17 protein-coding genes and 1 pseudogene are annotated in these 13,341 nt (G+C 70.5%); 10 read left to right on the forward strand and 8 right to left on the reverse strand.

The window, feature by feature from the left end; all coding sequences use genetic code 11:
- Window positions 1–5: 5 nt before the first annotated feature.
- Window positions 6–1,304 (forward strand): alpha/beta fold hydrolase, encoded by a 1,299-nt coding sequence (locus tag QSU92_RS09610; protein ID WP_289261229.1) that lies wholly within the window; start codon window positions 6–8, stop codon window positions 1,302–1,304.
- Here the strand turns inward: QSU92_RS09610 and QSU92_RS09615 are convergent.
- Both QSU92_RS09615 and QSU92_RS09620 read right to left on the reverse strand, forming a co-directional pair.
- Window positions 1,220–1,597, reverse strand: a complete 378-nt coding sequence (locus QSU92_RS09615; protein ID WP_289261231.1) for a hypothetical protein — start codon at window positions 1,595–1,597, stop codon at window positions 1,220–1,222. The genes QSU92_RS09610 and QSU92_RS09615 overlap by 85 nt on opposite strands.
- Before the next feature lie 26 nt (window positions 1,598–1,623).
- Window positions 1,624–2,676 (reverse strand): alcohol dehydrogenase catalytic domain-containing protein, encoded by a 1,053-nt coding sequence (locus tag QSU92_RS09620; RefSeq protein ID WP_289261233.1) that lies wholly within the window; start codon window positions 2,674–2,676, stop codon window positions 1,624–1,626.
- Window positions 2,677–2,718: 42 nt separating this feature from the next.
- On the opposite strand from QSU92_RS09620, the gene QSU92_RS09625 reads away from it, so the two are divergent.
- The 6 genes from QSU92_RS09625 (at window position 2,719) to QSU92_RS09650 (ending at window position 6,390) form a co-directional block, all read left to right on the forward strand.
- On the forward strand, window positions 2,719–3,624 hold the full coding sequence (locus QSU92_RS09625) for an alanyl-tRNA editing protein (protein WP_289261235.1): 906 nt from the start codon (window positions 2,719–2,721) through the stop codon (window positions 3,622–3,624).
- Window positions 3,625–3,651: 27 nt separating this feature from the next.
- Complete coding sequence (locus QSU92_RS09630) at window positions 3,652–4,077, forward strand: DUF2256 and DUF3253 domain-containing protein (protein WP_289261237.1); 426 nt, start codon at window positions 3,652–3,654, stop codon at window positions 4,075–4,077.
- Window positions 4,078–4,198: 121 nt separating this feature from the next.
- Window positions 4,199–4,669, forward strand: a complete 471-nt coding sequence (locus tag QSU92_RS09635; protein ID WP_333783467.1) for a DUF1349 domain-containing protein — start codon at window positions 4,199–4,201, stop codon at window positions 4,667–4,669.
- A 40-nt stretch (window positions 4,670–4,709) separates the two neighbouring features.
- On the forward strand, window positions 4,710–4,907 hold the full coding sequence (locus QSU92_RS09640) for a hypothetical protein (protein ID WP_289261238.1): 198 nt from the start codon (window positions 4,710–4,712) through the stop codon (window positions 4,905–4,907).
- A gap of 5 nt (window positions 4,908–4,912) precedes the next feature.
- Window positions 4,913–5,740, forward strand: coding sequence for an endonuclease/exonuclease/phosphatase family protein (locus QSU92_RS09645; RefSeq protein WP_289261240.1), 828 nt, complete (start codon window positions 4,913–4,915; stop codon window positions 5,738–5,740).
- Complete coding sequence (locus QSU92_RS09650; RefSeq protein ID WP_289261242.1) at window positions 5,740–6,390, forward strand: DUF2238 domain-containing protein; 651 nt, start codon at window positions 5,740–5,742, stop codon at window positions 6,388–6,390. Before QSU92_RS09645 ends, QSU92_RS09650 begins: the two co-directional genes overlap by 1 nt.
- Here QSU92_RS09650 and QSU92_RS09655 read toward each other — a convergent pair.
- From QSU92_RS09655 to QSU92_RS09675, 5 genes are all read right to left on the reverse strand, one after another.
- Window positions 6,326–6,676: a DUF6510 family protein gene (locus QSU92_RS09655; RefSeq protein WP_289261244.1), complete on the reverse strand. Its 351-nt coding sequence runs from the start codon at window positions 6,674–6,676 to the stop codon at window positions 6,326–6,328. The two genes, QSU92_RS09650 and QSU92_RS09655, sit on opposite strands and share 65 nt — an antisense overlap.
- Window positions 6,673–7,392 carry an FAD-binding oxidoreductase gene (locus tag QSU92_RS09660; RefSeq protein ID WP_289261247.1) on the reverse strand — a complete coding sequence of 240 codons (720 nt, stop codon included), beginning with the start codon at window positions 7,390–7,392 and terminating at the stop codon, window positions 6,673–6,675. The genes QSU92_RS09655 and QSU92_RS09660 overlap by 4 nt, the downstream gene beginning before the upstream one ends.
- Window positions 7,389–7,982, reverse strand: a complete 594-nt coding sequence (locus tag QSU92_RS09665) for a sulfite oxidase-like oxidoreductase (protein WP_289261248.1) — start codon at window positions 7,980–7,982, stop codon at window positions 7,389–7,391. The genes QSU92_RS09660 and QSU92_RS09665 overlap by 4 nt, the downstream gene beginning before the upstream one ends.
- Before the next feature lie 216 nt (window positions 7,983–8,198).
- Window positions 8,199–9,434 carry an RNA polymerase sigma factor gene (locus tag QSU92_RS09670; RefSeq protein WP_289261250.1) on the reverse strand — a complete coding sequence of 412 codons (1,236 nt, stop codon included), beginning with the start codon at window positions 9,432–9,434 and terminating at the stop codon, window positions 8,199–8,201.
- Window positions 9,431–9,853: a YciI family protein gene (locus QSU92_RS09675; RefSeq protein ID WP_289261253.1), complete on the reverse strand. Its 423-nt coding sequence runs from the start codon at window positions 9,851–9,853 to the stop codon at window positions 9,431–9,433. The genes QSU92_RS09670 and QSU92_RS09675 overlap by 4 nt, the downstream gene beginning before the upstream one ends.
- Before the next feature lie 165 nt (window positions 9,854–10,018).
- Between QSU92_RS09675 and QSU92_RS17605 the strand changes: the two are divergent.
- Window positions 10,019–10,806, forward strand: a pseudogene (locus QSU92_RS17605) (bestrophin-like domain).
- A gap of 82 nt (window positions 10,807–10,888) precedes the next feature.
- Window positions 10,889–11,536 carry a DUF1016 N-terminal domain-containing protein gene (locus QSU92_RS09685; protein ID WP_289261257.1) on the forward strand — a complete coding sequence of 216 codons (648 nt, stop codon included), beginning with the start codon at window positions 10,889–10,891 and terminating at the stop codon, window positions 11,534–11,536.
- Here the strand turns inward: QSU92_RS09685 and QSU92_RS09690 are convergent.
- On the reverse strand, window positions 11,514–12,362 hold the full coding sequence (locus QSU92_RS09690; protein WP_289261259.1) for an SDR family NAD(P)-dependent oxidoreductase: 849 nt from the start codon (window positions 12,360–12,362) through the stop codon (window positions 11,514–11,516). The genes QSU92_RS09685 and QSU92_RS09690 overlap by 23 nt on opposite strands.
- A gap of 105 nt (window positions 12,363–12,467) precedes the next feature.
- Here QSU92_RS09690 and QSU92_RS09695 point away from each other — a divergent pair, with 105 nt between their 5' ends.
- Window positions 12,468–13,238 (forward strand): IclR family transcriptional regulator, encoded by a 771-nt coding sequence (locus QSU92_RS09695; RefSeq protein WP_289261261.1) that lies wholly within the window; start codon window positions 12,468–12,470, stop codon window positions 13,236–13,238.
- The last annotated feature ends 103 nt before the right edge of the window (window positions 13,239–13,341 follow it).

Genomic DNA, 13,341 nt, shown 5'->3' on the forward strand with positions numbered 1-13,341 from the left:
TACGTGTGACGTTGCTGCGCCGCCACGGCTTCCGCATCGCGGTGACGTTCTTCGCGTTCAGCCTCGCCCTTCTCGGCACGCTCGTCGCGTCGACCGAGCTCCGGCTGATCGGCAACGCCCTCGAGCGCAACGACGTCGATGAGTTCTACAGCGCGGTTCCACAGGATGCCGTCGGCCCGCCGGGATCTCTCATCAAGACGGAGGCTCTCCTCGGTGCGCCCTTCGCCGCGCGCGGGTGGCGGATCATGTATCGCACGACCGACCTGAACGGGAACGCTCAGATTGCGACCGGTGTGTTGGTCGTTCCGCTCACGCCACCCCCTCCCGGTGGTCGTACCGTCGTCTCCTGGGGCCACCCCACGACGGGTGCGGCGCACGACTGTGCACCGTCCTACGGATTCGATCCGTACATCGGCATCGAAGGTCTCCGCTTTCTTCTCGATCGGGGCTACGCCGTGGTGGCGACCGACTACATCGGCATGGGTGTGGCCGGGCCGGATTCGTACCTCGTGGGCGAGAGCGCGGGTCACGCAGTACTCGATGCCGTCCGAGCCGCTCAGGCGGTCGCGTCGGCCGCCCTCGGCGACGACGTCGTCCTGTGGGGCCATTCACAGGGCGGACAGGCCGCGCTCTTCGCGGCGGAGTCGGCGGCAACGTATGCGCCGGAGCTCGATCTGCGCGCCGTCGCCGTCGCAGCCCCCGCCGCCGACTTGCTCGGTCTCATGGAGGCGCATCTCGATGACATCTCGGGTGTGACCATCGGCTCGTACGCTTTCACCGCTTATGCCGAGGTCTACGGCGATTCTGTTCCCGGGGCCGAGCTCGACGACATCCTCACCCCGGATGCGCTCGACATCGTCCCGAGAATGAACGAGCTCTGTCTGCTGACGAACATTCCCGAGCTCCACGGCCTCGGACAGCCACTGGTGGACGGGAACTTCACCACGGCGGATCCGACGAAGACGTCACCGTGGCGCGAACTGCTCGCCCAGAACTCGGCGGGATCCCGCACGTTCGATGCGCCCCTGTTCGTCGCCCAGGGATCGGATGACGAGCTGGTCGTGCCTGCCGACACCCTCCGTTTCGCTCAGCGGGAAGCGCAGGAGGGTATCGACGTCACGTATCAGGAGATCTCGTTCGCCACACACGGCACGGTGGCGTATCTGGCGTTGCCGGGGATGCTCCAGTGGCTGGATCGAGTGCTCGTCGACGACGCGCGTCACAGGGTCGAGCTGAAGGAGAGCAGACCGATCGGAACCAGCATCATCAGCCCCAGCACGATGCCGGTGATCGAGAGGCCGTAGCGGCGCTTGCGCGTGATGCCCACGATCAGCCCGATGATCGCCAGCAGCAGCACGAGTGCTCCGCCGATGCCGAGCATCGGGATCAGGGCGACGAGCAGCCACCAGATGGCGTTCATCTCGGGGATGAGCCCGATGAGGAAGACGAACAGTGTCGGCACCAGTCCGACCATGGCGATGATGACGGCGATGAGCCCGAGGATGTCGAAGCCCTTCCGCGCCGGCTGCGGGGCCGGCATCGCGGCGTACCCCGGCCCGTAGCCCTGGCCGTACCCCGGACCATACCCTGCCGTCATCGGCGACCCCCTCCGTCGGAGCGATCCTAGGGGAGCCCGCGGCGCGGGTCGATCATCGTCATCCCCGCGGGCGCGGCGCTGTCGAAACGCGGGAGAAGAGCGGATGCCTCGTCGAGGCCGATCACGCGCTCGATGAGGTCGTGCGGGTGCAGCCTCTCCGAGGCGACGAGCTCCATCATCGCCGGGTAGTCTCCCGCCGCCATCCCGTGACTGCCGAGGATGTCGAGCTCCCACGCGATCGCGCGCGCCATGGGAAGGGGGGAGAAGCCGTCATCCGTCGGCAGGAGCCCGACCTGCACGTGGCGCCCGCGACGGCGAAGGCTCAGCACGGCGTCCGCGGCGGTCTTCGCGCTCCCGACCGCGTCTATCGCCACGTGCGAGCCGCCCCCGGTCAGATCGTGGACGACGTCGGGGACGGGGGGACCGTCAGGACCTGTGACGACGACATGGGCGGCGCCGAGCCGACTCGCGACCTCGAGCGCGCGGGTGTTGGTGTCGATCGCGATCACCCGCGCGCCCAGGGCGACCGCGATCATCACGACGCTGAGGCCCACCCCACCGGCGCCGACGACGGTGACCCACTCCCCGGTGGCGACGCGCGCCCGGGCGGTCAGCGCCCGGAAGGCCGTCGCGAACCGGCAGCCGAGCGCAGCGGCCGCTTCGAACGACACCGTGTCGGGGAGGGCGACGAGGTTGGTGTCGGCGGCATGGAGCGCCACCCTCTCGGCGAAGGACCCCCAGTGGGTGAACCCCGGCTGCTGCTGATCCGGGCACACCTGGGCATCGCCCGCGCGGCACCACTCACACACCCCGCACCCGCACACGAAGGGGACGGTGACCCGGTCGCCGACGCGGAAACGGGTGACCCCGAGGCCGACCTCGGAGACGACGCCCGCCAACTCGTGGCCGGGTACGTGCGGAAAGGCGATCTCGTCGTGACCGGCCCAGGCGTGCCAGTCGCTGCGGCAGACCCCCGTGGCACGGACGTCGACGACCACCCCGCCCTCCGGCGCGACGGGCTCGGCGACGTCGACCACGGCGGGCATGCCGCGGACAGCATGGATGCGAACGGCGCGCACAGGGCGAATCTACCCGCCCCGTCCGCCGTCTAGGGTGGGCTCGTGCCAGAGCCCCACGCCACCCTCCCCGTCCCCGCCGGCCTCCCCGAGACCGACACGGTCGTGACGTACCCGCAGGGTGCGACCTCGAGCACGGGCCGTGTGCTGCACGTCGAAGACCTCGGCGACGGGCGCTCGGCGGTGCTCCTCGACGTCACCTGCGTGCATCCCGTCACGGCGGCCTGGCCCGACCAGCCGGCGGACCGCGCGACCCTCGAGGCGGCGGGGACGACGTTCGCCGTGGTCGACGCGGTGGTCGGCGGCGTCCAGGACGGACGGCTGTTCCTCGGCGCCGACCTGCCCGTCCGAATGGGCACCGAGGGCTGGGTCTTCGTCGTGGCGCACATCGTCGAAGGTGACGGCCCCGCGGCGGGGACCGAGGTCCGCGCGGTCGTCGACGCCGAATATCGCGTCGCGCTCTCGGCAGGGCACACGGTCTGCCATCTCGCGTCGCTCGCCCTGAATGCCGCTCTCGCGCAAGCGTGGATCAAAGAGGTGATGCCGGATGCCCGGGGGAACCCGAACTTCGACGCGCTGGCGATCGAGACGAGCCGCATCCATCCGGGTGGTTCGGTCGACGTCTACCGCATCGGCAAGTCGCTCCGACGGAAGGGCTTCGTCGCGACGGCTCTGGACGATCTCGACGCCGTCGCGTCGCACGCGAACATGCTGCTCGCGGAATGGGTCGGCTCCGGCGCGGCCGTTCGCATCGAGCGCGATGGCGACGCGCTCTCGTCGCGTCGCGCCTGGGTGTGCCAACTCCCGGACATGACCGTGCACATCCCGTGCGGCGGCACGCATGCGTCGCGCCTCGGCGACTTCGCATCGGTGTCGGTGGCCCTGGAGGCGCGCGACGTCGAGGGAGCCCGCGAGATCACGATGACGACGACGGGTCGTGCGGCCCCCTGACCCTCCGGCCCGCGGCACGATGGAGACATGGGTCGCACGCGGGGAGGGACGGATGCCGCCGAGCGGCGCCATCCGAAGATCTGCGCCTCCTGCGGACGCACCATGGAGTACCGAGCCAGGTGGGCGGCGAACTGGGATTCGGTGAAGTACTGCTCCGACGCGTGCCGGCGCCGCGGCGTGACGCCCGTCGACCGTGAGCTGGAGGAGGCGATCCGTCAGACCCTCGCGTTGCGTGCGGCGACGTCATCGATGTGTCCGTCCGAGGCCGCGAAGGCCGTCGGGGGCGAGGAGTGGCGCGAGCTGATGGAGCCCGCGCGACGGGCCGCACGGCGACTCGTCGCGACCGGCGACGTGGAGATCACCCAGGGGGGCCGGGTGGTCGATCCCTCGACGGCCAAGGGGCCCATCCGCATCCGCCGGAGCCCGACCGCTGATGCGACGATGGAGGGATGACGACCTCGATCTCCCCCCGCCGTATCGACTGGGCCGAGGGGCGGTGGACCCATGAGCCCGTCTCCGCCGAACGGCGGGGGACGACCTGGCCGTCACCGCCGTCGAAGGAAGCGATGCGTGGCTGCGCACCGCGTACGGCTTCGAGCACGCCTCTGAACACGGGCTCGTCGCTCCGCTCCCCGTCGGCGCGGCGATGGAGGTTGAGTTCACCGCCGACTTCACTGAGCAGTTCGACCAGGCGGGCATCTTCGTGCGGATCGACGACGAGCGGTGGATCAAGTGCGGAGTCGAGTACTGCGACGGAGAGCTCGGAGCGGGGGCCGTCGTCACCGACCGCCGCTCGGACTGGTCGGTCGGCGCCGTGCCCGAGTGGAGCGGTCGTCGCCTCGTCATCCGGGTCAGTCGGGGTGAGGACGCGATCACCGTGCGCGGCGGAGTCGCCGGCGAGCCGATGCGGCTCCTGCGGCTCGCGCCGTTCGACGGTTCCGCCGACGCCGCAGCCGGGCCGCTCGTCGCCGCCCCGTCTCGCGCCGGGCTGATCGTGGTGTTCCACGCCTGGCGCCTGAGCGCAGCGGACGCGTCGATCCACTGATCCGGCCCTGCCACCCACCGTGCAGGCGTACGCTCTCAGCATGATCGAGCTGCTGGCACTCGGAGGCGTCGCCGCCGGTGTCACGGCGGTCACGCTGTGGGTCACGCGGCCGCGGCGGCAGAGGTCGACGCCCCACGACGACACCCTCCGGGTCGGTCAGGCCGCCGACCCCTCACCGTATGAGGCGGCGCGGCGCGCAGAGGGCAAGGCAGCCTGGACCCGGATCTCGGGCGCCTGAGGGGGATGTCGACCGCCCTGATCGGACCCGTGACGCCGCCTGCGCTGCACGTCATGACCTTCAACATCCGCCGCCGGCTCTCCCCGGCGCTGCGGCGCGTGGATCGATGGCGCGACCGACGAGCGGCAGTGGCCGCGCTCCTGCAGGCGGAGCAACCGCACATCCTCGGTGTGCAGGAGGCTCTCCCCGACCAGGCGCGTGACGTGCACACCGCGCTCGGCGCGCGGTATGTGGCGCTCGGTCACGGACGACGACGGGATGGCGGGGGAGAGGCCTGCCCGCTCTTCTTCGACGCCGACCGGCTCGAGCTCGAGAACTGGCGGCAGATCGCCCTGTCCGACCGCCCTGACGACCCCGGGTCGCGGTCGTGGGGCAACAGGGTGCCCCGCATCGCGGTCATCGCCCGGCTGCGCGACCGGGCGACGTCCGCGACGTTCGTCGCCGTGAACACCCACTTCGACCACCTGTCGCGTGGAGCGCGGCGCCGCTCGGCCGAAGCCCTTCGCCTGCTCGTCGGTGAGGCGGCGCGGCCGAGCGTGGTGATGGGCGACCTCAACACGGGCGAGGGAACTGTCCCGATCCGGGAGCTGCTGAGGGATGGCGCTCTGCGGGACGCCTGGGCGGTCGCCGGCGAGCGTGTCACACCCGAGTGGGGGACGTTCCCGAACTACCGAGAGCCGCGCGTGGGTCGCAAGCGCATCGACTGGATCGCGGTGACCGGCGACATCGAGGTGGAGCGCGTCGCGATCAACCCATCGGCCCCGAAGGGGCGCCGGCCCTCGGATCATCTGCCGGTCCAGGCGGTGCTGCGCATCGCGGCGGGAGAGGGGTGATGACCTCGGCGGTGCGGGCGAACCCCTTCGTGCAGAACTTCCTCCGACCACCCGCGACGGCGCTCGACATCGCCGCCGACGGAGTGCGGCTTCTCGGTGTGATCAGCGTCGTCATCGCCGCAGTCTGGTTCACGCTCCTCGACGCAGGGGTGGTCGCGTTCTCGCTGCCCGCCCTCATGCTGCCCCGCTTCCTCGCCCTGCGTCCAGGGTGGGACATCGCCGTCGCGCTCTCGGTCCTCGTCGCGGCGTGGAGCAACATCTTCGGGCTCTACGAATCGATCCCCGGCTGGGATCTCGTCGTGCACGCGGTCGTGTCCGGCGCGATCACGCTGATGGGGCTGCAGGCCCTCGCGCATGTCGGCGTGCTGCCGGGGCCCGCCCGGTCGCGGCATCCTCGAGTCTCCGGCGCGGTCCTCGGCGGCATGCTCGCGCTGGCCTTCGGGGCGCTGTGGGAGATGGTCGAGTGGGCGGGGCGCACGTTCGTCACCGCCGAGATCATCGTGTCGTACAACGACACCATCGGTGATCTCGCCGCGGACGGCGTGGGCGGCGTCGTCGCGGGACTGGTGCTCGCGGGCGGGCGCGTCACCCGGCCGGACTCGGCGCTTCGCCCTCCGGCCCGCGCCGAACACCGCAGCCCCCGGCGATGAGCAGCGAGGGGCCGTCGCCCCCCCGCATCAGCGTCCACAGGGTGTGCGTGCACGACCGGCATCGCACGATGAACGCGTCGCGATCGGCCTCCACCCGCCATTCCGCGAGCGGCGCCGTGGTGTGACAGCCGCCGCATTCCACCATCAGCATGCTGAGGTCGCCGGCGAAGAGATCCTGCAGGGCGCCCACCACGGCATTGCCGTCGACGACGTGCGCGGTGTGGGAGTCCTCCCGGCCGGGGTGCGCGGCGCGGGCGATGCGAGTGCGGTCGTCGGACATCGTCATCCTCCGAATCGTTCGGTGCGCACGCGCGCCGGATCGTGGCCGGCGGCGACCATCGCGTCGGCAGCGGCCTCGACGAAGCGCGTCGGTCCGCAGATGAAGGTGAGCGGATGCCGCGCCGGCGGCCACGTCGCCGCGGCGACCCGATCGGGTGTCAACCGGCCGACGGGTTCGGGCCAGCCCTCGGGGGCGGCGCGGGTGTAGGCCCACGTCAGGTCGACGGAGCGGCCGGCCAGGTCGAGGATCTCGTCGCGGTAGAGCGCATCGTCGGGCGTGCGCACCGAGTAGAGCAGACGGAAGGGTGCCGCGCTTCCCGCCCGATCGTGCGCGCGCGCCATCGCGAGCAGGGGGACGATCCCCGACCCGCCCGCGATGAGCTGCACGGGGTCGGTGTCGGATTCATGCCACACGAAGTATGCGCCGAGCGGGCCCTTCACCTCGAGCATGTCGTCGACCTCGGCGACCTCGACGAGGTAGGGTGAGACCTCTCCGTCGGGCACGGTGTCGACGGCGAGTTCGACGCGTTCACCCGGCCCGGATGAGGCGATCGAGTACGAACGCTCGGCCTGGTAGCCGTCTTCCGCGGTGAGGCGGACGTCGAGGTGCTGGCCGGGGTCGTTCCCCGGCCAGCCGGGCACGTCGAGGGTGAGGACGCGGGCGTGGCTCGTGGTCGGCCGGACCGCAGCGATACGTGCGGGCAGCCACCCGGTCGTCCTCACCAGTACCGCTCCTCCAGCCAGGGGTCACCGCGCAGGTGGTAGCCGTTCTGCTCCCAGAACCCAGGATCGTCGTGCTGCTGCATGACGAGCCCCCGCACCCACTTCGCGCTCTTCCAGAAGTACAGGTGCGGCACGAGGAGGCGGGCCGGGCCCCCGTGCTCGGGGTCGAGCGGCTCCCCGTCGAACTCGTACGCGATCCAGGCTCTGCCCCCGAGAAGGTCGTCGAGCGGAACGTTCGTGGTGTACCCGCCGTACGAGTGCGCCATGACGTAGTCGAAGCTCGTCTCGACGTCGTCGAACAGGGTGTCCAGCGCCACGCCCCGCCACGAGGTGCCGAGCTTGGACCAGCGCGTGACGCAGTGGATGTCGGTCGACACCTCCTCCGACGGGAGGGCGGTGAACTCGTCCCAGCTCCACCGCGCCGTCTCACCGGTCTCGGTGCGGATCGAGAACGACCATTCCGACAGCGGGATGCGCGGCGTCGGACCGGCGGAGAGGACGGGGAAGTCGGTGGTGAGGTACTGGCCGGGCGGGAGGTCCGGTTCGGCCTCACGCCGACGGGAGCCGAATCCTCGGGTGAAGGATGCCATCGGAACCTGCTTTCGCGGGGGTGGTGCCGAATCTGGGAGTGACGCTCTGCCGCGAGCCTAGGGCGCGCGCCGCCCCTGCTCAACCCGTTCCCCGCTCCCCTTTCCCCACTCGATGTCGGGTTTCGCAGCATCCCGGGTCTTCGAACCTGCGAAACCCCGACATCAGTGGCGACGGCGACGGCGGTGTGCGTCGAGGGCGGGCCTTGAGCAGGGGAGTCACCCGCCGAGCGCGGCGGCCTTCGCTCGCAGCACGCCGGCCTCCCGCTCGTTGCCGGTGAGGGCTGCGGCGGCCGAGAGCTCGGCGCGAGCCTCGTCCGCGCGGCCGAGCTTCGCCAGCAGCTCCCCCCTCACGCTGGGGATGAGGTGCGAGCCGCGCAGCGCGCCCTGCGCGGCGAGTCGGTCGACCATCGCCAGCGCCGTCCCCGGCCCGACGGCCATCGAGAGGGCGACGGCGTGATTCAGCTCGACGACCGGGCTCGGCGAGATGCGGCCCAGCGCCTCGTAGAGCACGACGATCTCGTCCCAGTCGGTGTCGGCGAAGTCCCGCGCCGTCGCGTGCTGTTCGGCGATCGCCGCCTGCAGCGCGTACGACCCGCGGCCATGTCCGACCGCGTCGGCCCGCGCGAGCGCCGCGCGGCCTCGCTCGATCTGCGCCCTGTCCCATCGGCTGCGGTCCTGATCCGCCAGCAGCACCGGTTCACCCACGGCGTCCGTCCGTGCCCCGAACCGTGAGGCCTGCAGCTCCATCAGCGCGAGGAGCGCCCACGCGTCGGGCTCCCGCGGCAGCAGCGCGACGATGATCCGCCCGAGCCGGAGCGCCTCCTCCGCGAGGTCGGTCCTCACCCATCGATCTCCGCTCGTCGCGGCGTACCCCTCGGTGAAGACGAGGTACACCACGCTCAGCACGGTCTGCAGCCGCGCCGGCCACTCCGGCGGATCCGGCGTCTCGAAGGGCACCTTCGCCGCGTGCAGGGTCTTCTTCGCCCGCGTGATGCGCGCCTGCACCGTCGGGACGGGCACCAGCAGCATCCGGGCGATCTCCGACGTGGTGAGACCACCGACCACGCGCAGGGTCAAGGCGACCTGCGACTCGCGCGACAGCGCGGGGTGGCAGGCGGTGAACACGAGGCGCAGCACGTCGTCGTCGATCGGCTCCCAGGCGTCCTCGGTCGCTTCCGAGAGATCGTGGGCCATCGCGCGATGCCGATCGTCGAGCGCCGAGCGGCGGCGCCACGCATCCACGGCGCGACGCTTCGCCACCGCCGTGAGCCATGCGCCCGGGTTGGCGGGCACGCCGTGCTCGCGCCACGAGCTCAGGGCCTCGACGACCGCTTCCTGCGCGACATCCTCCGCGAGGACGACGTCACCGGTCGCCTTCGCCACACCCGCGACGATGCGCGCACCCTCCATGCGCCATACGGCATCGAGCACCCGCCGCGGGTCGGCGCTCATTCGGTGCCGAGCTCCTCGCGCCAGCCCTTCTCCTTCTGGATGTACTCGTTGTCCGAGTAGTCCGCGAAGTCGGACTCGTCGGTCATCCGGCGCACCTCGATCTTGTTGCCGGGCCCGAGCGGCGCCTTCTTCGCCCACTCGACCGCCTCTTCCTGCGACCCGACCTGGATGGTCCAGAAGCCGTTGAACAGTTCGTGCACCTCCCCGTAGGGGCCGTCGGTGACGATCGGCGCCTCGGCGGTGAACTCCACCACCGATCCCTGGGCGGCATCGGTCAGCCCGTCGCCGCCGAGGAGGACACCCGCCTTCATCATCGACTCGTTGTAGGCGCCCATCGCGTTGATGATCGCCTCGAAGTCCATGTCTTCGTAGTTCTCCACCGAATCGCTGTTGCGCATGATGAGCATGTACTTGGGCATCTGATTCTCCGTTTCGTTCGGGGAGGAAGGGCCCTCCCACTATCGCGTCGAATCGGCGCGGACGAAATCGACATCGCCGCGAAAAAGGTTCCGGATGCCGCGACGCGGCGAGCCGCGGCATCCACTTACCTTCGAACGAAGCCGCCTGCGGGCACAATGCCATTCATGTGGCTCTACCAGCTGCCGGTCGGGGTCGCGCTGCCCGGTTTCGTCATCCTGTTCGTCGCCGCGTCGCTGCTGATCGTCATCGCGCTGCGCCGTTGGGTGCCGGGCGAGAAGAAGCAGATGCGGGAGTGGGACCGGATCCTCGCCTACGTGATGGCGACCTTCGGCGTCCTCTACGGCGTCACGCTCGCGCTCATCGCCGCCGCCTCGTACGAGAACTATCGCGGCGTCGAGGAGATCGTGATGGACGAGGCATCGGCCGTCGCTGTGCTCTATCGCGACACGGCCGGATTCCCAGAGCCCGAGCGCGGAGAGCCCAGGCGCTGCTCGTCTCCTACGTCGACCACGTCCGAGAGGTGGACTGGGCGGCGCAGCGGGCGGGGCAGATCCCCTCGCAGTCCGTGGCGGAGGTCGCCGCGATCGAGGAGGTCCTCTTCTCCTTTGAGCCGGAGGGTGAGGGGCAGGCGAACGTCCACGCGGCGGCGATCTGGTCGTTCAACGAGTTCATGTCGGCGCGGAGCGCCCGGATCGGCGTGATCGGGCTGGAGCTGCCCGGCATCCTGTGGTTCGTCCTGTACTCGGGTGCGGCCATCACGGCGGTGCTGATCGGAATGATCCAGATGGGACGGCTGCGGACCCACCTCGTCATGGCAGCGGTGCTGGCCTCGTACGTCGCGATCGTCATCTTCACGATCGCGAGCTTCGATCACCCCTACATGGGTCCGGTCGCGGTCGACACCGAGTACTTCGAGGAGGTGCAGGAGTGGCTCTTCGACCGCGCGGATTGATCGCTTCTGCACCCGTCGTCGATCGCCGCACTGTTGTGGCCCGCTCTGTTGTGTCCGGCTCGTTCTGCGACATGCTGACGTGATGAGCGAGGATGCCCTGGCCCACACCCGTGACGGTGCCGTCGAGAAATCCGTCGACACGCTGATCGATCAGGTGAAGGCCGCGCGGCACACGCTGCAGCGCCGCGCGAACGCCGAGACGATCGGACTGTACTGGCAGATCGGGGCGACGATCCTCGCGCAGGAGAGCGCCGCGGAAGACCAGGATGCCGCGCTCGACGCGCTTGCAACGGGGCTCCGTCGCACGTACCCCACCATGGCGAGCTTCTCGGTCGAGAGCCTCCGCTGGATGCGCGACTTCGCCGCCTGGTGGCCCGCACGCGGCGGCATCGTCCAGCAGCCGGTCGGTCAGCTGCCATGGGGTCACGTCGTCGAGTTGCTCACCCGCCTGGAGGACCAGGGGCTTCGCGAGTGGTACGCCGGGAAGGCCGTGCAGCACACCTGGAGCCGGGCCGATCTCGTCGACCACATCGACGCCGGGCGCCACGCGCACGATACCGAAGCCCCGCAGAACTTCGCCACCGCGCTGCGGCGCGCCGACTCCGCGCTCGCCGAGCAGCCTCAGCGCCGATCCCGACACCGTCGGCTTCCTCGCCGTGGGAATCGACCTCGATCGCGCGGCGCGCGGCGCCTCGGCCGAGTGACCTTCAGTCGCCGACGCGCCCGGTGAAGGCGTCCATCGACGAGTAGACGCGGAAGACCCGGCCCGCGACGGCGTCCCAGGCCCGCGTCGGCAGTACACCGCGTAGTGCCATCGCGAGCTTCACCGTCCACGGGCGCAGGACCATCGGTGCTCCTCGCACCATGCCGCGCCAGGCCGCCGCGGTCGCCTGCTCGGGCGTCATGACCGGGGTCAGGAGCGGCCCGCGGGCCCCGGCGAACATTCCGGTCGAGACGTAGCTGGGGCAGAAGGTCGTCACCGCGATGTGGCGGTGGCCGGCGGCGGCGAGCTCCAACCGCACCGACTCGCTCCAGCCGATCATCGCCCACTTCGAGGCGGCGTAGACGCTCATGCGCGGGTTGGCGAGCGTTCCCGCGGCCGAGGCGATGTTGAGGATCCGCTTCGGGCGAGAGCGATCGGCGATCATGTGGGGGAGTACCTCGCGGGTGAGCCACATGGCCGCGAGGGTGTTGACCCGGAGCGTCGCCTCGATGTCGTTCACCGGGTCGTACTCCCAGAACGGCGCCCCGCGCACGATGCCGGCGTTGTTGATCAGGATGTCGGGTGCCCCGACCTCCTCCCGAAGACGTGAGACCCCGTCGCGGATCGATCCCGGGTGGGAGACGTCGACGGCGTAGGCGCGCACCTCGACGCCGGAGCGGCGGAGGTCGGCGGCGAGCGTCGTCACCCTCTCCTCATCGACGTCCCACAGCGCCACAGCGCGGGCGCCGGCGGCGACCGCGCGCCGCGCGTACAGCTCGCCCATCCCCCGCGCCCCGCCGGTGATGAGCACGACGGCACCGGTCACCGGGTTCACTGCGTTGGTTCGCTTCATCGCGTCCTCTCGTGGCCGAAAGCACAGACTCAGCCTCAGTTTCGCACGCGCCTCCCGATGACCTGGATAGGTGGAGGTTCCGCCTCTTGGACCTAAGTTCGATGGGTGGCGATCGATCGTGCGTCGGGACCCCGGCATCCCGTCAGTGCCGTCGACCACGCACTGCAGCTCCTCCTGCTGCTGCGGGAGACTCCCGATCTCCGGGTCACCGACGCCGCTCGTTCTCTCGGCGTCTCGGCGTCCACGGCGCACCGCATCCTCAGCACCCTCGAGCATCGCGCCTTCGTCACCCAGGACCGCATCACCCGGGCCTACCGGGCAGGCCCGGCCCTCATCGAGCTGGGATTCTCCAGTACCCGCGCGATCGATCTCCGTGAGGTGAGCGAGCCGCACCTCGCTGCGCTGACGGTTCGGCTCGGTGAGACCGTCAATCTGCTGGTCCTGCAGGGGAGCGATGTGAGGTTCGTCGCAGGCTTCGAGGCGGATCAGCGGGTACGCACGCACGTGCTCACGGGCACGCTGCTCCCCGCCTACGCCACCTCGGGAGGCAAGGTCCTCCTGGCCGAGCTCCCCAAAGAAGAGCTGCGCGCGCTTTATCCCCGTGGCCTCCGCCGCCTGACCCCGCGCACGCGCACCTTCACCCAACTCCTCAATGAGCTCGCGCTCGTCCTCATGCGGGGGTACGCCGTCAACCAGGAGGAGAGCGCCGAGGGTCTGAGCGCCGTCGCCGTTCCGCTGCGGGATCGCGCCGGAGTCACCATCGCGGCCGTGGCCATGTCGGCGCCGAGTGTGCGGCTCCAGCCGCGCCGGATCCGCGAGGTGACGATCGCCCTCCGGGAGTGCGCGACGGGGATCCGCGCCGACCTCATCCGGTGATCGCATCCCCCGGTGATTCCGCGTGGCGGAAAACCGAGCCTCGATCCCTTTACCGACGTCGACCTGTGTTGATTTGCTCGCTCACGATCCCGCCGCGACGCCG

Source organism: Microbacterium sp. ET2 (genome assembly GCF_030347395.1).
Classification (GTDB): domain Bacteria; phylum Actinomycetota; class Actinomycetes; order Actinomycetales; family Microbacteriaceae; genus Microbacterium; species Microbacterium albipurpureum.